The sequence below is a fragment of the Serratia sp. ID 25-353 genome (assembly GCF_054792795.1).
Window position 1 is genome coordinate 3,807,109 of record NZ_CM139236.1, and the last position, 17,581, is coordinate 3,824,689.

18 protein-coding genes are annotated in these 17,581 nt (G+C 59.1%); 7 read left to right on the forward strand and 11 right to left on the reverse strand.

The features are described from left to right. Positions 1 to 225 precede the first annotated feature (225 nt). On the forward strand, positions 226 to 756 hold the full coding sequence (ppa, locus tag ACYF6X_RS18390) for an inorganic diphosphatase (RefSeq protein ID WP_004933594.1): 531 nt from the start codon (positions 226 to 228) through the stop codon (positions 754 to 756). Positions 757 to 809: 53 nt separating this feature from the next. Here ppa and ACYF6X_RS18395 read toward each other — a convergent pair whose 3' ends face one another. Genes ACYF6X_RS18395 through tamA form a run of 3 tightly spaced genes read right to left on the reverse strand, consistent with a single transcriptional unit; the run spans position 810 to position 6,693 of the window. After that, positions 810 to 1,157, reverse strand: a complete 348-nt coding sequence (locus ACYF6X_RS18395) for a gamma-glutamylcyclotransferase family protein (RefSeq protein ID WP_025159589.1) — start codon at positions 1,155 to 1,157, stop codon at positions 810 to 812. Positions 1,158 to 1,159: 2 nt separating this feature from the next. After that, positions 1,160 to 4,978, reverse strand: a complete 3,819-nt coding sequence (gene tamB, locus ACYF6X_RS18400) for an autotransporter assembly complex protein TamB (RefSeq protein WP_130017356.1) — start codon at positions 4,976 to 4,978, stop codon at positions 1,160 to 1,162. After that, positions 4,975 to 6,693: an autotransporter assembly complex protein TamA gene (gene tamA, locus ACYF6X_RS18405; RefSeq protein ID WP_208523685.1), complete on the reverse strand. Its 1,719-nt coding sequence runs from the start codon at positions 6,691 to 6,693 to the stop codon at positions 4,975 to 4,977. The genes tamB and tamA overlap by 4 nt, the downstream gene beginning before the upstream one ends. A 304-nt stretch (positions 6,694 to 6,997) precedes the next feature. Between tamA and msrA the strand changes: the two genes are divergently transcribed. Together msrA and paeA are read left to right on the forward strand one after the other, a co-directional pair. Beyond that, on the forward strand, positions 6,998 to 7,639 hold the full coding sequence (gene msrA, locus ACYF6X_RS18410) for a peptide-methionine (S)-S-oxide reductase MsrA (RefSeq protein ID WP_043139288.1): 642 nt from the start codon (positions 6,998 to 7,000) through the stop codon (positions 7,637 to 7,639). A 180-nt stretch (positions 7,640 to 7,819) separates the two neighbouring features. Beyond that, on the forward strand, positions 7,820 to 9,151 hold the full coding sequence (paeA, locus tag ACYF6X_RS18415; RefSeq protein ID WP_049270169.1) for a polyamine export protein PaeA: 1,332 nt from the start codon (positions 7,820 to 7,822) through the stop codon (positions 9,149 to 9,151). Positions 9,152 to 9,218: 67 nt separating this feature from the next. On the opposite strand, the gene ACYF6X_RS18420 is transcribed toward paeA, so the two are convergent. Beyond that, positions 9,219 to 9,425, reverse strand: coding sequence for a DUF1107 domain-containing protein (locus ACYF6X_RS18420; RefSeq protein WP_004933604.1), 207 nt, complete (start codon positions 9,423 to 9,425; stop codon positions 9,219 to 9,221). Between the two features lie 330 nt (positions 9,426 to 9,755). Between ACYF6X_RS18420 and ACYF6X_RS18425 the strand changes: the two genes are divergently transcribed. Continuing rightward, a complete protein-coding gene (locus ACYF6X_RS18425) occupies positions 9,756 to 10,313 on the forward strand; it encodes a YtfJ family protein (RefSeq protein WP_025159587.1) in 558 nt (185 codons plus the stop codon). Between the two features lies 1 nt (position 10,314). On the opposite strand, the gene cysQ is transcribed toward ACYF6X_RS18425, so the two are convergent. Next, entirely contained in the window at positions 10,315 to 11,055 is a 741-nt protein-coding gene (gene cysQ, locus ACYF6X_RS18430; RefSeq protein WP_063991660.1) for a 3'(2'),5'-bisphosphate nucleotidase CysQ, read from the reverse strand. 255 nt (positions 11,056 to 11,310) lie between these two features. On the opposite strand from cysQ, the gene ACYF6X_RS18435 reads away from it, so the two are divergent. Together ACYF6X_RS18435 and ytfE are read left to right on the forward strand one after the other, a co-directional pair. After that, positions 11,311 to 13,263, forward strand: coding sequence for a bifunctional 2',3'-cyclic-nucleotide 2'-phosphodiesterase/3'-nucleotidase (locus tag ACYF6X_RS18435; protein ID WP_130017355.1), 1,953 nt, complete (start codon positions 11,311 to 11,313; stop codon positions 13,261 to 13,263). Between the two features lie 113 nt (positions 13,264 to 13,376). Next, entirely contained in the window at positions 13,377 to 14,042 is a 666-nt protein-coding gene (gene ytfE / locus ACYF6X_RS18440; protein WP_107226632.1) for an iron-sulfur cluster repair protein YtfE, read from the forward strand. A gap of 43 nt (positions 14,043 to 14,085) precedes the next feature. Here the strand turns inward: ytfE and fklB are convergent, their stop codons facing one another. After that, a complete protein-coding gene (fklB, locus tag ACYF6X_RS18445) occupies positions 14,086 to 14,706 on the reverse strand; it encodes an FKBP-type peptidyl-prolyl cis-trans isomerase (RefSeq protein WP_004933618.1) in 621 nt (206 codons plus the stop codon). A gap of 267 nt (positions 14,707 to 14,973) precedes the next feature. On the opposite strand from fklB, the gene ACYF6X_RS18450 reads away from it, so the two are divergent. Continuing rightward, positions 14,974 to 15,645 (forward strand): OapA family protein, encoded by a 672-nt coding sequence (locus tag ACYF6X_RS18450; RefSeq protein WP_107226631.1) that lies wholly within the window; start codon positions 14,974 to 14,976, stop codon positions 15,643 to 15,645. Positions 15,646 to 15,648: 3 nt separating this feature from the next. On the opposite strand, the gene ACYF6X_RS18455 is transcribed toward ACYF6X_RS18450, so the two are convergent. From ACYF6X_RS18455 to rpsF, 5 genes are all read right to left on the reverse strand, one after another. Beyond that, positions 15,649 to 16,002 carry a DUF488 domain-containing protein gene (locus ACYF6X_RS18455; protein WP_063991620.1) on the reverse strand — a complete coding sequence of 118 codons (354 nt, stop codon included), beginning with the start codon at positions 16,000 to 16,002 and terminating at the stop codon, positions 15,649 to 15,651. A gap of 110 nt (positions 16,003 to 16,112) precedes the next feature. After that, positions 16,113 to 16,565 (reverse strand): 50S ribosomal protein L9, encoded by a 453-nt coding sequence (gene rplI, locus ACYF6X_RS18460; protein WP_004933629.1) that lies wholly within the window; start codon positions 16,563 to 16,565, stop codon positions 16,113 to 16,115. 39 nt (positions 16,566 to 16,604) lie between these two features. Then, on the reverse strand, positions 16,605 to 16,832 hold the full coding sequence (gene rpsR, locus ACYF6X_RS18465) for a 30S ribosomal protein S18 (protein ID WP_000135199.1): 228 nt from the start codon (positions 16,830 to 16,832) through the stop codon (positions 16,605 to 16,607). 4 nt (positions 16,833 to 16,836) lie between these two features. Continuing rightward, the gene (gene priB, locus ACYF6X_RS18470; RefSeq protein WP_004933632.1) at positions 16,837 to 17,154 is read right to left on the reverse strand and encodes a primosomal replication protein N; all 318 of its coding nucleotides are present in this window, start codon (positions 17,152 to 17,154) and stop codon (positions 16,837 to 16,839) included. 8 nt (positions 17,155 to 17,162) lie between these two features. Continuing rightward, entirely contained in the window at positions 17,163 to 17,561 is a 399-nt protein-coding gene (gene rpsF / locus ACYF6X_RS18475) for a 30S ribosomal protein S6 (protein WP_004933634.1), read from the reverse strand. Between the last annotated feature and the right edge of the window lie 20 nt (positions 17,562 to 17,581).

Consider the following 17,581-nt stretch of genomic DNA (forward strand, 5'->3'; position numbering starts at 1 on the left):
GTAGTAGGGGTGGCAAAACGCGGAGCCAGCTTTGCTGGCTCATTATTGTTTGTTGAAGTTATCGGCAGGCGGAGGCAAAACTTCATGCCGCGGCGGGATTAATCTGGAAATTCTCCGTGCGCCGGCACGCTGGGTTTTCAACGATGAAAAGGGCAGGAAATCGCAAAAGAGTCCGCTATAATAGCCGCCACTCCATTTCTGGTTTGATGATTAAAGGAAACCGACATGAGCTTGAATCTGGTCCCTGCTGGCAAAGACCTGCCGGAAGACATCTACGTAGTAATCGAAATCCCGGCCAACGCCGATCCAATCAAATACGAAATCGACAAAGAAACCGGCGCGCTGTTCGTTGACCGTTTCATGTCCACCGCGATGTTCTACCCGTGCAACTACGGCTACATCAACCACACCCTGTCTCTGGACGGCGACCCGGTTGACGTGCTGGTTCCAACCCCATACCCGCTGCAGCCGGGCTCCGTGATCCGCTGCCGTCCGGTTGGCGTGCTGAAAATGACCGACGAAGCCGGTGAAGACGCCAAGCTGGTTGCGGTACCGCACAGCAAGCTGACCAAAGAGTACGATCACGTGAAAGACGTGAACGACCTGCCGGAACTGCTGAAAGCCCAGATCGCTCACTTCTTCGAGCACTACAAAGATCTGGAAAAAGGCAAATGGGTGAAAGTGGAAGGCTGGGCAGACGCTGCCGCGGCTAAAGCGGAAATCATCGCCTCCTTCGAACGCGCCGCCAAGAAGTAATTTCGCCGCCGTCCGATGAAAAAACACCGCTCATTGAGCGGTGTTTTTTTTTCTTACTGTTCTTCGAGGCGTTTCAGCCAGTCACCGCTGGTAATTCGCGGGTAACCATCCACGCTGTGTTTATACAGGTAGATCCACGCACTCCCATAAGGCGTCTGAATCAGCTCGCGCTTATAGTCCTTGGTGTTGCTTTTCAGTTCGTCCAGCTCTGCCAGAATCGATGAGTTAATACGATACACCTCGCAATGTATCGTGCCCTCTCCAGGGATCGCCGCCGGGTAATGGCCCAGGTTATAAATCTGGTAGCCTTCGAGCTCGTGCTCGCCGAGCCATTGGGCGTTGGTCATCCAATGGCTGTTTCCCTGTTTGCGCCGTAAACTGCCGTAGACAATTATTCGCATCGCTAAAACTCAAACTGATAGAGCAAATCTAATGCCTGGTCGAGACCAGACACCGCTTCAAGATACAACTTAGGCATCAGGCGATAACGCAACGTCAGCGTGGCCAGCGAGTCGAAAATGCCCACCCCATATTTTACTTGTAAGCCTGGGAGGACATAGCCGCTCACGACAACCTGGGAATTGTCGCCAACCCCTTGGGTGTCCAGAGCCAAATTACTCACGCCGAATGCCTCGCCGATTTTACCCACAAGTTGACCACTTTGTGCAACCCCCATGCCGATTAACATCGACGTCATGGCGTTGCCGTCGGCGCCGGAGCTGCTCAAGCCCTGACCGCGCAGCAGATAAGACAAGGCTTCCTGCTGCGATTTGGCCGGATCGGAGAACACTTCCAGCTTCGGTGCATCCGCCAGGCCGGTCACGCGCACGCCGGCGGTCACATCATCCTCGGTAGATTCCGGGTTGCGGATCGCTTCGATATTGAGCAGCGGCTGATCCGGCGGGCCGGAGAACATCAGTTGCCCTTTACGCACGATCAAATCCTGACCATAAGCATGGAAGCGACCGGAAGGGATGTCAATCTGGCCATTGAGGCCCAACCCTTTCTTGTCCTGCACCACTTTCAAATCGCCCTTCAGCCGGGCTTTCAAGCCGAAGGCATCCAGCCGCACGTCGTTACCGACGTGGATCATCAGGTTGCTGTTGATCGGGATCGAGGCGGTCTTCGGTTGAATCGGCTTGAGTTGGTCGTCCAGCATCACCTCATCGGAAGAAACGCCCACCGCGCTTTCCGGCAGCTCCTGCACCGTGATGCGCGCCCAGGGAATGTCGACCTTGCCGTTGAGCGAGAACAGCTGCGGCGTGGCTTCAAACACCAGATCCGGCGACACATCGATGCGGATCATCGGCGGCACCGTCACCCGCAGCTTGTCGCCTTTGGCGGCAATCCGCGCACGCCAGGCGTTGATGTCACGCCAGTCGGCGTCGCCCGCCAAATTCAGCTGGCCGCGCGTGGTGCTGAGCAACCCTTCCAGCGTCGAGGTCATGCCGTTGAAATTTACCGCCAGCCGCGCGTCGGTCATGTCGAACGGCATCCAGTGCCCCTGCACCTTCGCCCGATCCAACGCCAGGCGCCCGAACACCAGCGGCTTCTGCGCGCTGCCGCCCAGGCGCAGGTTGGCGTTCAGCATGCCCGCCGCGCTTTCGCCCTTCATCAGCGCCGGGTTGATCAGCGCCAGCGAGATATTGGTGATATTGACGTTGCCGCTAATGGTGCGCCGCACCTGCGGATCCGCCACCTGGATATTGCCGTCGAACTGGCCGTTGTTGGTCAGCTTGATCCGCCAGTCGGCCTGCGCGCGGCCGTTGTTCAGGCCGGCGTTGAGGGTCAGCGTATCGAAGGCGATCGGCAGCGCGTTGCCCTGCACCTGCTGCACCACCTTGACGCCGTTGCCGGCCAGCGTGACTTTCGCCTCCGGCAGCGCGCCGCCCGGCTTCCAGCTGACGTCGGCCCGGCCGGTGAACACGCCGCTCAGAGCGGTTTCCGGGCCGAGGAACGGCTTGATCATCGCCAGGTCGAACCGGTTGAGCACCACGCTGGCCTGGCCGCTCTGGCCGGCTTCAATGGTCTTAGGCACACACAGCTCGGCGTTCGGGTTCTGCCAACAGTGCGGCCCGACGCTGATTTTCTGCTCGGTGTTCAGGTAGTCCAGCGCGATGGCGCGCGTCAGGCGCCATTCCCCGACCGGCGTATCGAAGCGGGTGTTGTTCAGATTGCCGCGCCAACGCTGCTGCTGACGATCGAAACTGCCCTGCAACGCTAACTGGCCGGAGACCGGCTTGCCGTCAATCTTCAGCTGCAGCTGGTGCTGCTTCTCGCTGCCTTTGGCGTCGAGGGTCAGCAAGCTGACCTCCAGCGCGTCCTGCTTCAGCTGTTCGACGCGTACCGCCAACTGCCCCTGGATCTGATCCGTGGAGCGCACGTCGCCGTCTATTTTCACGCGGTTAATGCGCAGCGCCTGCCACTGCAAGCCGGAAGCGGTCAAATCCGCCAGCAGTTGCGGCGCCTGCAGATTGCCGCGCAGCTTCAGCAGCCCTTTGGCGGTGCCGCCCAGGCCCGGCAGCGCGCCATCCAGACGCGGCGCGTCGATGTTGGCGTCCAGGTTCCAGCTCTTCTCGTCCAATTGCCCTTTGACGTTCAGTTGGTTACGCCCCAGCGCCAGATCGATGCCGGGGATTTTCCACTGCCCGGCGGCGTTGCCGCTCAGCGTACCGCGCGCCGTGACCTTGTTCTGCTTCACGTTGCCGTCCAGCTGCAGCACCGGCACCTGCAGCTGCCAGCTGCCGCCGTGCAAACTGCCGCGCGTGGTGATCTTGCCGTCGAGTTTCGCCGGCCATTCCGGCCACTGCTTGGCGGTATTGATGCCGCTCAGCGTCAATTGCGAGGTCCAGCTGATGGCTTTGCTCCAGTCCACCAGCGCGGTGAGATCGGTATTGCCCTGCAGCGCCGCCAGCCGCAGTCGCTCCAGCTTGAACTGCTCGACGTTGCCTTTGCCGTCCAGCGTCAGCACCGCCGGCGGCAGATCCTGGCCTTTCAGATTGGCACGCGTCGACAGCGCATAGTCGGTCGCCTTGCCGTTAAAGCGCAGGCGGAAATCGTTGACCTGGTACTGCGCCTCACCGCTCAGCGGCCATTTCAGCTGTTTGCTCTGCAGCGTCAGCGCCAGCGGCAGGCCGGCTTCGGCCAGCCGGGTTTGCACATCAAGCTGGGCGCCGACCGGGCCGGACAGGTTCAGCGCGACCTTCAGCTCGTCGCGCAGTCCGCCGCCGATGTTCAGCTTCACCTTCTCGCCCTTCAGCGGCTCAATGTTCAGCGCGCTATTGGCGGTCAGGGCCACCGGCCAGCCGCCGGTCAGGGTCGCCTGCCCCTGCACCGACAGCGTGCCCTGCGGCGACTTCACGTCGAAGTTGTCCAGCTGGATATGTTGATCCTGCGTGCTGGCCTGCAACAACAGGCTCGTGATCAGCACGTCGGTATCGCCGGTCAAGCGCAGCTGCTCGCCGCGGATCTCTTTCACGGTGATATCCAGCGGCAGCCGAATGTCCGGCAGATCCGGCAACAGCGGTTTGGCAAACAGCTCCTTCAGCGTTTCGCCCAGCGGCTTCTCTTCCGACTGCGGTGCCGGCTTCGCCGCGTCGGTAACCTGTTCGCCGACCTTTTTCGCCACCTCGGCCGCCGGCTGCATCGCTTCCGGCAACGGGTTTTGCGGCGTTTTCGGCAATGCGATCAGCAGCGAGCCGATCTTGGTCGGCATCAGCGTCAGCGCGCGCTCTTGCCACTGCGCGCCGGTGCGGAACTCGGCCAGCGAGATGGCGGTGTCGTCGACGGTGACCTTGACGTTGTTCAGCGCCAACAGGCGCAGGGTGATCGGATAAGGGGTGCTGAGATTGGTGGTCGGCTCACTGCTCTCCTCCACCGGCGCGGAGGGTGCCATCTCTTTGGTGTTCACCGCCACGTCCACATCCTGGGCGGTCAAGGCGTTGACGCACAGCGAGCTGCGCTTAAAGCAGGACAGGTCAAGGGACAGATGGAACTGCCCGGCGTTGACCGTCACGCCCGGCATCTGATACTTCACGCCCTTCAGCGTCAAATCGCGCCAGCCGCCGCTGACGCCGGCGATCTCCAGCCCCGGCACCCAGCGCGCCGCGCCGTTGATGACCATATGCAAACCGGTGGTGGTACCCACCAGGAAGGCCAGACCGCCGATCAGCAACAGCAGAACGACCAGAAATCCGAGACAAATCTTTTTAACCAGGCTCATAGTTCAGGCCCCAAACCGATGTAGAACTGCATCCCGTGGGTGTCCTTGTCCCCCACGGGCGCGGCGATATCCAGCTTCACCGGCCCCACCGGCGACTGCCAGCGCACGCCTACGCCGGCGCCGGTCTTGAAGTTGCTCTTCTTGATATCGTTCACCGCTTCACCGGAGTCGACGAACATCGCCCCCCACCACTTGCCGGTCACGTTGTATTGGTACTCCAGCGATCCGGTCAGCATCTTGGAGGCGCCGGTCAGCTTGCCGTCGTCATCGCGCGGCGAAATGTCTTTGTACTTGTAGCCGCGAATGCTGCGGTCACCGCCGGCGAAGAAGCGCAGATCCGGCGGCACCTTGTCGAAGTCGTTGGTTTCGATCCAGCCCACCTGCCCGCGCGCCACGAAACGGTGCTTGTCGGCCAGGGTACGGATCCAGACGTTTTGCGCCTGCATCAGCGCGAAGTCCACGCCGGAACCCCAGGTGGTGTCGGACACGTCGATAGAGTAGCGCTGGCTGTCGCCCCAGGTCGGCATCAGGCCGCCGCGCGAGCGGGTGCGGTTGAAGCTGACGCCGGGGTACAGCAGCATGGTGGTGTTGCTGACGTTACCCTGGGTAAAGTTATCCCAGCGCCAGGTCAGGTTGATCGCCCGCTGCCAGCCGCTGGAAAGATCCCAGTTGCGCGAGGCCACAACTTTGGAGGTGACGGATTTAGTGTCGTTAAGATTGACGTTCTTGAGGCCGCCCTGCAGCAGGTAATACTGCTCCAGCGGGTTCTTCAGCAGCGGGATCTTGTAAGTCAGATCCAGCTGCTGCTCCGGCGCCGACACGCTGGCGCTGGTTTCCAGGCTATGCCCGCGATCGTTGAGCCAGGGCTTTTTCCAGGTGCCTTTCACCCGCGGGCCGACGTCGGTGGAGTAACCGATACCGGTTTCGACGGTGTTGCGCGTGCGCGGCGTCACCAGCGCGTCCAACGGCAAAATCTTGTTCTCTTTGGCATCGTTGAAATCAGGGGACACCACCACCGAGTTGAACCAGTTGGTGGCGGACAAACGGCGGTTCAGCTCGGCCAAATCCTCCGAACTGTAGTAATCCCCCTGATGAAAGGGCACCAGATTTTGCAGATAGTCTTCGCGGATTTGCGAACCGGTGAATTTCACCTTGCCGAAGCGGTAACGTTCGCCGCTGTTGAAATCGATATCCCAAAATGCCTTGTGCAAATCTTCGGCCACGCCGAGCTGGCTTTTGGTCATGTCGGCATCGAAATAGCCTTTGCGCAGCGCCAGGCCGGTGAGAGAGCCTTTGAAACTGTCATACTTGCCGTGGTTGAGGATCTCGCCGATGGTCGGCCGGTCCTTCTTTACCAGCGCCAGGTAGTCCTCATCGGTCTTCGCGCCGCCTTCCAGCACGATGTTGGCGCCGGCGATACGCACCGGTTCGCCCGGATTGACCTTGGCATGCAGCACCGGGCGCGACATCCCCGGCCGATCGTCCAGCGTAAATTCGATGGTCGGCTGGTAATAACCGAGCGCGCGCAGCCCCTGGCGCACCGCCTCATCCACCCGTGCGCGGAAGCGACCGTCGGTGCCGACCTCTTCAGGCGTGATCGACGACAGGCGCACCCGAACGTTTTTTTCCAACTCTCCGCTTAACCCTTCCACCTGCAACCGCACGTTCGCCGCGTAGGCTGCAGGTGCCGCAAGCAACACAGCTATCAAGCACATGACCGGGTACTTTGGCACGTGTTCTCCTTATTGATTTTACTTTCCTGTTATGGTGTTCGCTCCGGGGCCAGGGCAGACTCCGCGCTATCATGACGGCAGCCCTCTTCAGCCTTGTTCCGGACGCCGCCCGCCGCACTTTGCCACCGCCGCGCAACAGGCGAATTCTTCACTTTTGGCGCTCAAAATACTGCGTTAAGCTTATACAAAATCCAACTTGCCACTTATTGTGGGCAAAGACGCGGTGAGATACAACCGAACCGCCGCCATGTAGGGTCAATTCTTACTGTGACAACAGGAGTCAACCGTGGTGCCATTTTTTGATAAATCACAAACCGTCGATAAGGCAAGCGCGCTGCCAGGCCGCACCACGCCAATGCCTGTCGCAACGCTCAACGTGGTCACCGAACACTCGATGACCCAGGTGCCGGCAGGCATGGAGGTGGCGATCTTCGCCATGGGCTGTTTCTGGGGCGTCGAGCGCCTGTTCTGGCAGCAGCCGGGCGTCTACAGCACCGCCGCCGGCTACAGCGGCGGCTATACGCCGAACCCGACCTACCGCGAAGTGTGCAGCGGCCAGACCGGCCATGCCGAAGTGGTGCGCGTGGTGTTCGATCCGCAGGTCGTCAGCTACAAACAGCTGCTGCAGGTGTTCTGGGAAAATCACGATCCGGCGCAGGGCATGCGCCAGGGCGGCGACGTCGGCACCCAGTACCGCTCGGCGATTTATACGCTGAGCCCGGAGCAGCAGGCCGAGGCGGAGAGCAGCCTGCAGCGCTTTCAGCAGGCGATGGACGCGGCGGGCGACAAGCGCGTCATCACCACCGAGATCGCACCGGCGCTGCCGTTCTATTACGCGGAAGACGATCATCAGCAGTACCTGTTCAAGAATCCGGAAGGCTACTGCGGGCTGGGCGGCATCGGCGTTTGCCTGCCGCCGCAGGGCTGATCCGATGCCGGCCGGCGGCACTTTTTTAACCGCTGGCGGCCCCTGTGGGGCAACTGCTATACTATGCGGGCCGCTTCTGCGGCCCGATAGCTTCCCTTCTGGTTGTTATCGCTGCTTTTTTTACTATGTACTACCCTTCCTCAAGAGCGCCGGCATCCCGTCGGCACGTATGGATAGATTATGTTAAACAGTATTTTACTGATTCTTTTTCTGATCGCGGTGAGTGCGTTTTTCTCACTGTCGGAAATCTCTCTGGCCGCCTCGCGCAAGATCAAACTGAAGCTGATGGCGGACGAAGGCAACATCAACGCCGCCAGAGTGCTTAAACTGCAAGAAACCCCAGGTATCTTCTTCACCGTGGTGCAGATCGGCCTGAACGCCGTGGCCATCCTCGGCGGTATCGTCGGCGACGCGGCTTTTTCTCCCACTTTCAAGGTGTTGTTCGATCGTTTCCTGTCGCCCGAACTGGCGGAACAGGTCAGCTTCATCTGCTCCTTCGTGCTGGTGACCAGCCTGTTTATCCTGTTCGCCGATTTGACCCCGAAGCGCATCGGTATGATTGCACCAGAGACGGTCGCCGTCCGGATCATCAACCCGATGCGTTTCTCCATCATGATCTTCCGCCCGCTGGTGTGGTTCTTCAACGGCATGGCCAACCTGATCTTCCGCATGTTCAAGCTGCCGATGGTGCGTAAAGACGACATCACCTCCGACGACATCTACGCGGTGGTGGAAGCCGGCGCCCTGGCGGGCGTGCTGCGCAAGCAGGAGCACGAGCTGATTGAAAACGTGTTCGAACTGGAATCGCGCACCGTGCCGTCTTCGATGACCTCGCGCGAAAGCGTGGTGTACTTCGATTTGCGCGAAAGCGAAGAAAGCATCAAGGAGAAGGTCTCGACCCATCCGCACTCCAAGTTCCTGGTGTGCGACGGCCATATCGATCAGGTGGTCGGTTACGTCGATTCCAAAGACCTGCTGAACCGCGTGCTGGGCAACCAGAGTCTGGTGCTGAGCAGCGGCGTGCAGATCCGCTCGGCGCTGATCGTGCCGGATACGCTGACGCTGTCCGAAGCGCTGGAAAGCTTCAAGACCGCCGGCGAAGACTTCGCGGTGATCCTCAATGAATATGCGTTGGTGGTGGGCATCATCACCCTTAACGACGTGATGACCACGCTGATGGGGGATTTGGTCGGCCAGGGCCAGGAAGAGCAGATCGTGGCGCGCGACGAAAGCTCATGGCTGATTGAAGGCGGCACGCCGATCGACGACGTGATGCGCGTGCTGGATATCGACGAGTTCCCGCAGGCGGGCAACTACGAGACCATCGGCGGCTTTATGATGTATATGCTGCGCAAGATCCCGAAACGCACCGACTTCGTCAAATACGCCGGCTACAAGTTCGAAGTGGTGGATATCGACAGCTACAAGATAGACCAACTGCTGGTCACCCGCCTGAGCGACAAACCGGCGGCGGTGCTGCCGAAAGCACCGGAAGACACCCCGGCGGCTTGACGGCAGCCGGCAAAAACATCAGCGGCCCCATCGGGGCCGCATTTTTTTTACCGCTGTCAGCGAGGTGTTACCCCATCTCGGTCTGCAACAGCAGCACCTGACGGTTCACTTCAGACATCACGCTGAAATGGCGCTTGTCACGAATCTTCGGCGGCAGGATTTTCCCCTCGTCGAATTCAAATGCGCCTACGTCCTTGATATACAGCCTTCCGCGAAACAGGGTCTTAACGTACTTTGCCACTTTCAAAGGGTTATAACGCTGGAAGATTCTCATTCTTTTACGCTCCTCCCGTTGATCCATGCGCTCAGCGAGCCGCCAAAAGTGGCAGCCTCGAAATTCAGAACGCAACTTGATTGCATGTAGTAGACCCAGTAAAGACCAGAACGTTCACTTCTGCCCGGATATCTACGCTGGATTTACACTTTTTGACAGAATTGTATATGATAATTTATAACGTTTTCAGGATATCCCTTCAAAATCTGATGATTAGCGAACCAAGGGAAAATCTGCGATCCGGTTAACAGGACAGACCTCTTATCACATCCTATGCTTTAGGCTGTCGAAGTGCTGTCGCACAAATTCCCCCCATTACAAGGAGAAAGCATGAAAACAAGTCGCATGCTGATGGTATCCCTGCTGCTCGCCCCGCTTTTCGCTTCCGCGCACAACTTCCAGCTCCAGCAGCGCGTGGCGCCGGTTGGCGTCAGCGACAAAGGAGAGCTCAATTACGCTGACGGTAATTTTAGCTACCAGAACTGGAACAGCGCGCAGCTCAGTGGAAAAGTGCGAGTGATACAACATATTGCCGGCCGCAGCTCCGCCAAAGACATGAACGACCCACTGATTGAAGCGATCAAGAAGGCGAAGCTACCACACGATCGTTACCAAACGACGACAATCGTCAACACCGACGATGCCCTGATGGGCACCGCGATGTTCGTGCGCAGCAGCATTGAAGACAGCAAGAAGGAGTTCCCGTGGTCGCAGTTTATCGTCGACAGCGACGGTAACGTGCGCAAGGCCTGGGATCTGCAGCCGAAAGGCTCCGCCATCGTGGTGCTGGATAAGCAAGGGCGTATTCAGTTTGCCAAAGACGGCGCGCTGACGCCGGAAGAGGTGCAGCAGGTGATGTCCAAGCTGCACCAGCTGTTGGCGAACTAACTCAGAACAGCGACACCCGGAAGCCGGGGTTGAGGAAGGATTCACGCGGGGTATAGAGCAACGGCTTGCCCTGCCAATCGTGAATTTGCGCCCCGGCGGCCACCGCCACCGCATGCCCTGCGGCGGTATCCCAAATGTTGGTCGGCCCGAAGCGCGGATAAAGCTGCGCCTTGCCTTCCGCCACCAGGCAGAACTTCAGCGAGGAGCCGACGGACACGGTCTGGTGCTCGCCCAGTTGCTGTAAATAATCTTTCAGCTCGTCGTCGATATGCGAGCGGCTCACCACTACCAGCGGCGGATGCGCGTTGCTGACGCCGATCGCCTGCCGCACGCCCTTCTCTTCTTTCCAGGCCTTGCCGCGCTCTGCCAGATACAACACGTCGATCGCCGGGGCATACACCACCCCCATCACCGCCTGCCCCTCTTCAATCAGGGCGATATTGACCGTGAACTCACCGTTGCGGTGCAAAAACTCTTTGGTGCCGTCCAGCGGATCGACCAGCCAGTAACGCGTCCAGTTGCGGCGCTCTTCCCACGCCGGCGGATCTTCTTCAGACAACAGCGGCACCTCCGGCGTCAGCGCCGCCAGGCCGCGCTTGATGATGTGATGCGCCGCCAGATCGGCCGCCGTCACCGGTGAGTCATCTTTTTTCTGTGCGACATCAAGCGGTTGTTCACCGTCGTACACCGCCATGATCGCCGCCCCCGCCTCGCGGGACAGTTGGCAAATTCGCTCTAACATCATGCACCTCAACTCTGCATCTCCGTGGGAAATTTCCCTCTGTCTCTGCTAGCAGACTAGTTTTTTTTACGCCGAATATCCATCTCAACCGGCTAACCCCCAGGAATTCCTCAGATCTTGTTGGGCACAACTGTGAACTTCCCCGCGTTACCTGCTGCCGTTTTCTGCCACACTTCACAGTTTGCTGTGGCAAGCAGTGTTAATTACATTTCCCTCTGCGATAACACTCGAATAATGGAATGGAGAGAGCCCAAAATGATGAAGCATCCCCTGACGCTGTCCGCGCTTGCGCTACTGGTATGCGCCTCGGCGCAGGCGGCCACCGTCGACCTGCGCGTGCTGGAAACTACCGACCTGCACAGCAACATGATGGACTTCGATTACTACAAGGACACACCGACCGATAAGTTTGGTCTGGTACGCACCGCCAGCCTGATCCAGCAGGCGCGCCAACAGGTTACCAACGCGGTATTGGTGGACAATGGCGACATCATTCAGGGCAGCCCGCTCGGCGACTACATGGCGGCCAAGGGGCTGAAACCGGGCGACGTGCACCCGGTCTATAAGGCGATGAACACGCTGAACTACGTGGTCGGCAACATCGGCAACCATGAGTTCAACTACGGGTTGGACTACCTGAAGAACGCCATCGCCGGCGCCAAATTCCCGTACATCAACGCCAACGTCGTCGACGCCAAAACGCAAAAACCGCTGTTCACGCCGTACATCATCGTCGATACGCCGGTGAAAGACCGCGACGGCAAGGCGCATACGCTGCGCATCGGCTACATCGGCTTCGTGCCGCCGCAGATCCTGGTGTGGGACAAGGCCAACCTGCAGGGCAAGGTGACGGTGGACGACATCACCGCCACCGCCAAACGCTACGTGCCGGAAATGCGTAAACAGGGCGCCGATCTGGTGGTGGCGATCCCGCATTCAGGCCTGTCCAGCGAGCCTTACAAGGCAATGGCGGAAAACTCGGTCTACTACCTCAGCCAGGTACCGGGCATCGACGCCATCATGTTCGGTCACGCTCATGCGGTGTTCCCGAGCAAGGACTTCGCCAATATCAAAGGCGCGGATATCGATAAAGGCCTGCTGAACGGCGTACCAGCGGTAATGCCGGGCCAATGGGGCGATCATCTCGGCGTGGTCGACCTGCAGCTCAACAACGATAGCGGTAGCTGGAAAGTGACCGCCGCCAAAGCGGAAGCACGGCCGATCTACGACAAAGAGAACAAGAAATCGCTGGCGGTGGAAGACGCCGCGCTGGTGAAAGTGTTGGCGGACGATCACAAGGGCACGCGCGAGTTCGTCAGCCAGCCGATCGGCAAATCAGACGGCAACATGTACAGCTACCTGGCGCTGGTGCAGGACGATCCGACGGTGCAGATCGTCAATAATGCGCAGAAGGCCTACGTTGAACATTACATTCAGGGCGATCCGGATCTGGCCGATCTGCCGGTGCTGTCGGCGGCGGCGCCGTTCAAGGTCGGCGGCCGCAAGAACGATCCGGCCAGCTTCGTCGAAGTGGAAAAGGGCCAGCTCACCTTCCGCAACGCCGCCGATCTCTATCTCTACCCCAATACCCTGGTAGTGGTGAAGGCCAGCGGCAAAGAGGTGAAAGAGTGGCTGGAGTGCTCCGCCGGCCAGTTCAACCAGATCGACGTCAACAGCGCCAAGCCGCAGGGTTTGATCAACTGGGACGGCTTCCGTACCTATAACTTCGACGTGATCGACGGCGTCAACTACCAGATCGACGTCAGCCAGCCGGCGCGCTACGACGGCGAATGCCAGCGGATCAACGATAAGGCGGAGCGCATCAAGCAGCTGACCTTCAATGGCAAGCCAATCGATCCGAACGCCACCTTCCTGGTTGCCACCAATAACTACCGCGCCTACGGCGGCAAGTTTGCCGGCACCGGCGACAAACACATCGCCTTCGCTTCGCCGGATGAGAACCGTTCGGTACTGGCGGCCTATATCAGCGCCGAAACCCAACGGCACGGCGCGGTACACCCGCAGGCGGACAACAACTGGCGTTTGGCGACCTTCAGCAGCAAGCAGCCGCTGGATATCCGCTTCGAGACCTCGCCGTCGGACAAAGCGACGGCGTTTATCAAGGAGCACGCTCAATATTCGATGACCGCCGAGGGCAATGACCGCATCGGTTTCGCGGTCTATCGCATCGATTTAAGCGCGAAATAATCACCCGGCCGGGGCAATTCCCCGGCCATCTTCGCTATTTTCCCACTGGCGCGCCCTTTAAATTGCATTTAAAATGCATGTTATAAAATTCCTTCGTTTAAAGAGGCACTACCATGGATTACCGCAACCAATCCCTTGGCGCGCTCGCTATCGCCATTCCCCGGGCATCCCGTCTGTTTCGCCAGCATCAGCTGGATTTCTGCTGCGGCGGCCGGCAATCGCTGGCACGCGCCGCCGAGCGCAAAGGGCTGGACATCGACCAGTTGGAGAACGCGCTGGCCGCTCTCGCCGCCACGCCGGAGCAAAGCCGGGACTGGCGCACGGCGCCGCTCGGTGAGGTGATCGATTACATTCTGCCGCGCTTTCATCAGCGGCACCGCGAGCAATTGGCCGAACTGGTGCTGATGGCGGAAAAAGTCGAACGTGTGCACGGTGACAAACCCACCTGCCCGCGCGGACTGGCGAAGCAGCTGAATCTGATCCGTCTGGATCTGGAGAATCACATGATGAAAGAGGAGCAGATCCTGTTCCCGCTGATCAAACAGGGCATGGGGCCGCAGGCCGCCGGACCGATCTCGGTGATGGAGCATGAACATGACGAGGCGGGTGAACAGCTGGAGGTGGTGAAGTTCCTCACCGATAACGTAACGCCACCGGAGGGCGCCTGCACCACTTGGCGGGCACTGTACAACGGCATCGACGAGTTCATCGGCGATCTGATGGAGCACATCAGCCTGGAAAACAATCTGCTGTTCCCGCGCGCGCTGCGCGGCGCATAAAATAAGGGCGCCACAAAGGCGCCCGGAGCAATCCTCGGTGGGATTACAGGATTTCCAGCAGTTCGACGTCGAACACCAGCGCGCTGAACGGCGGGATGGACGCGCCTGCGCCACGCTCGCCGTAGGCCAGGTTGTGCGGGATATACAGCTGCCATTTGGAGCCGACCGGCATCAGGGTCAGCGCTTCGATCCAGCCTGGGATCACGCCGCTGACCGGGAATTCTGCCGGCTGACCGCGCTCGACCGAGCTGTCGAACACATCACCGTTGATCAGACGACCGGTGTAGTGCACACGCACGCGATCCTGACGGGACGGGATTGGGCCGTTGCCCTGCTCCAGCACGGAGAACTGCAGGCCGGACTCGGTCAACGTCACGTCGTCGCGCTTGGCGTTGTCATCCAGGAATTTCTGGCCTTCAACGGCCATCGCCTGCTGGCGCTCACGGCGCACCGCGTCCGCACGCTCGTGGATTTCACGCAGCGCACGGTGCACCACGTCTACCGGAACCGCCGGGGCATTCCCTTCCAGCGCGTCACGCAGGCCCGCCAGCAAAGCTTCCGGTTGCAAACCTTCCAGCCCGGACTCTTGCAGCTGCTGGCCGACCTGTAAACCAATCCCGTAACTTGCTTGCGCTTCAACGCTGTCAAAAGAAGGGGTTGTCATGGGGTTTTCCTTAAGTCTGTAAAAAGTCGAAAGCGCAGCATAACAGCGCGTCAATGCCGGGTAAAATCTTGTGTGGAGAATGATGACTTTTGTCGTAGAAAAAGAAACAATAACCTTCTGTTAACGCCCGCAGCCGCAAACCCCGGCCCTGCCGCTCAGCCGCCTTTCACTTCAATCAGTTAGCGGACTATACTGAAAGCAGGATATCGGGCAGGCGACGCGCTTGCCGCGCCGCGCTCATTATTACGCCGTCGAAGAGAGGTCACCATGGGCAGAATCGCGCCCAGGAGAAGGAAAACCACCCGCATCTACCAGCCGCTGCTGCGCACCTGGCTGAACGTCAGCCAGCGCCTGAAATCGGGCGCAGCACCCACGTCTGAAGGCGCGGAACCGCCATCGGAGCCACCGCCGGCCAACGATAAAATGCAGCAGGTCAAAGCGCTGCTGGCCAAAGTCTGGCATCTGCCGGACGGTTTCCATTGGATGGAGCCGCTGCCCTACTTCCACCGTCGCTGGGTGCTGATCTTCGGCATCATCCTGCTGTTGGCCCTGCTGTGGCCCTACTCGCCCGAAAGACAGCCGTTCCCGGTTTCCCAGCAGGAAACCAGCGTGCCGCTGCAGGCCGATCTGCAAAACGGCGGCGGCGCCACTTCAGCCAACGAACCGACACCGGCGGGCAACTGGCAGCGTTATCAGATCCAGCCCGGCCAGACCCTGGCCCAGCTGTTTCGCGACAACAATCTGCCGGTAAATGAAGTGTTCGCCATGGCGCAGGTGGAAGGCGGCGACAAGCCGCTGAGCAACATGAAAGCCGGCCAGGAAGTGCGCATCGAACGCGACGCCAACGGCGTGATTAACGCGCTGTCGGTCACCACGGTGGACAACAGCCAGGCGCTGTTCCGCCGCCAGGCCGACGGCAGCTACCGCCGGGAACGCTAATCCTTACAGCTGCGCCAGCAAAAACTCGCGCAGCACCACGCCCTGGTTGTGCTCGGTATCTTTGCTGCCATACAGCAGCGTCAGCGCTTGCCCCTGCCGTAACAGCACCACCAGCGGCTGCCAGGCGTCGTTGGCCGCCAGCTGTTGGCGGTAACGCGCCTCGAAGACCGCCCACTGGTCGGTATGCTGATGGAACCACTTGCGCAGCTCATCATCCGGCGCCACCTGTTTCAGCCACTGCACGCCCGTCAGCCGCGCCTTGCTGATGCCGCGCGGCCATAGCCTGTCTATCAGATAACAGTGTTCCGGCGCCGGCGCGCTGAAATCGTAAACCCGCTGTAGCGTAATCTTTGCCATCGCACGCTCTCCTTTTTATCCCGTCTTCAAGCGTAGCGCGTTTTGCCGGGCGCAGAAAAGCAAAACGCCAGCACGAGGCTGGCGTTTTAACCGGGTAACAGCAGCGTAAATTACGCTTCTGCAACCACAACTACATTCAGCTGTGCGAACACGTCGCTGTGTACCTGGAAGTGCACTTCGTGCTCGCCAGTGGTACGCAGAACGCCGTTCGGCAGACGAACTTCGCTCTTGGCAACTTCAACGCCTGCCGCAGTCACTGCGTCAGCGATGTCGCGGGTGCCGATAGAGCCGAACAGTTTACCTTCGTCGCCAGATTTGGAAGCGATGGTGACTGAACCCAGTTCGTTGATCTTGGTTGCGCGAGCTTCAGCAGCAGCCAGAACGTCAGCCAGTTTGGCTTCCAGTTCAGCACGGCGTGCTTCGAAGAACTCAACGTTTTTCTTGGTAGCAGGAACAGCTTTGCCCTGTGGTACCAGGAAGTTACGAGCGTAGCCCGCTTTAACGTTAACTTGATCACCCAGGCTGCCCAGGTTTGCTACTTTATCAAGCAGAATAACTTGCATTACCTTATCCTCTCAAAGTCGTTAATGGACAGTGGCCGATTACTGATGACGATCAGTGTACGGCAACAAAGACAGGTAGCGCGCGCGCTTGATAGCACGGGCCAGCTGGCGCTGATATTTTGCACGAGTACCGGTGATACGGCTCGGTACAATTTTACCACTTTCGGTGATGTAGTTTTTCAGCGTAGCGATGTCTTTATAGTCAATCTCTTGAACGCCTTCCGCGGTGAAACGGCAGAACTTGCGACGACGGAAATAACGTGCCATTTGGCTAGTCTCCAGAATCTATCAATTCAATCTGCTCGGCATGCAGAACCAATTTGCTCAGCCCGTTGCGCCCTTGATGGCAGCTTACAAAGCCTTGCACGGTAATCTGACTGCCGACCGTTAATCTTTGAGTTAGTGCTTGTGACTGTTGTCCGCTGACAACCACGGGCATTCGGCACCATGCTTGTCTGCTGAATCCGGCTTCCGTCTGCTGCGAACGGTGCTCTAGCACAAATTGGCAGTGCGGTATCCCGGAAGGACTCACTTTTCGAACCGGCGCCTTGCACACAGTGCCCGACAAAACCAGACGATTAGCCGTCACGGCGGCAATTACTCTTCAGAATCCCCAGCATCTGCATCATCTGCGGTTTCGTTAGCGAAGTCTTCGCGGCGATCGCCACGACGTTCGTCTTTCGCTTTAACCATCGGAGATGCTTCAGTTACCGCGTGCTTAACGCGCATAACCATGCTGCGGATAACGGCGTCGTTGAAGCGGAAGTTAGTTTCCAGCTCATCGATCGCTTCCTGCGGCGCTTCAACGTTCAGCAGAACGTAGTGAGCCTTGTGCAGTTTGTTGATCGGATAAGCCAGCTGACGGCGGCCCCAGTCTTCCAGACGGTGAATCTGACCTTGCGCGTTAGTGATGGTAGCACTGTAACGCTCGATCATGCCCGGAACCTGTTCGCTTTGGTCAGGATGGACCATAAAAACGATTTCGTAATGACGCATCGAATTGCTCCTTACGGATT

Excerpts from the sequence above, each read along its gene's own strand:
- ppa (WP_004933594.1), top strand. The coding sequence starts at position 226 with ATGAGCTTGAATCTGGTCCCTGCTGGCAAAGACCTGCCGGAAGACATC.
- ACYF6X_RS18395 (WP_025159589.1), bottom strand. The coding sequence starts at position 1,157 with ATGCGAATAATTGTCTACGGCAGTTTACGGCGCAAACAGGGAAACAGC.
- tamB (WP_130017356.1), bottom strand. The coding sequence starts at position 4,978 with ATGAGCCTGGTTAAAAAGATTTGTCTCGGATTTCTGGTCGTTCTGCTG.
- tamA (WP_208523685.1), bottom strand. The coding sequence starts at position 6,693 with ATGTGCTTGATAGCTGTGTTGCTTGCGGCACCTGCAGCCTACGCGGCG.
- paeA (WP_049270169.1), top strand. The coding sequence starts at position 7,820 with ATGTTAAACAGTATTTTACTGATTCTTTTTCTGATCGCGGTGAGTGCG.
- ACYF6X_RS18420 (WP_004933604.1), bottom strand. The coding sequence starts at position 9,425 with ATGAGAATCTTCCAGCGTTATAACCCTTTGAAAGTGGCAAAGTACGTT.
- ACYF6X_RS18425 (WP_025159587.1), top strand. The coding sequence starts at position 9,756 with ATGAAAACAAGTCGCATGCTGATGGTATCCCTGCTGCTCGCCCCGCTT.
- cysQ (WP_063991660.1), bottom strand. The coding sequence starts at position 11,055 with ATGTTAGAGCGAATTTGCCAACTGTCCCGCGAGGCGGGGGCGGCGATC.
- ACYF6X_RS18435 (WP_130017355.1), top strand. The coding sequence starts at position 11,311 with ATGATGAAGCATCCCCTGACGCTGTCCGCGCTTGCGCTACTGGTATGC.
- ytfE (WP_107226632.1), top strand. The coding sequence starts at position 13,377 with ATGGATTACCGCAACCAATCCCTTGGCGCGCTCGCTATCGCCATTCCC.
- fklB (WP_004933618.1), bottom strand. The coding sequence starts at position 14,706 with ATGACAACCCCTTCTTTTGACAGCGTTGAAGCGCAAGCAAGTTACGGG.
- ACYF6X_RS18450 (WP_107226631.1), top strand. The coding sequence starts at position 14,974 with ATGGGCAGAATCGCGCCCAGGAGAAGGAAAACCACCCGCATCTACCAG.
- ACYF6X_RS18455 (WP_063991620.1), bottom strand. The coding sequence starts at position 16,002 with ATGGCAAAGATTACGCTACAGCGGGTTTACGATTTCAGCGCGCCGGCG.
- rplI (WP_004933629.1), bottom strand. The coding sequence starts at position 16,565 with ATGCAAGTTATTCTGCTTGATAAAGTAGCAAACCTGGGCAGCCTGGGT.
- rpsR (WP_000135199.1), bottom strand. The coding sequence starts at position 16,832 with ATGGCACGTTATTTCCGTCGTCGCAAGTTCTGCCGTTTCACCGCGGAA.
- rpsF (WP_004933634.1), bottom strand. The coding sequence starts at position 17,561 with ATGCGTCATTACGAAATCGTTTTTATGGTCCATCCTGACCAAAGCGAA.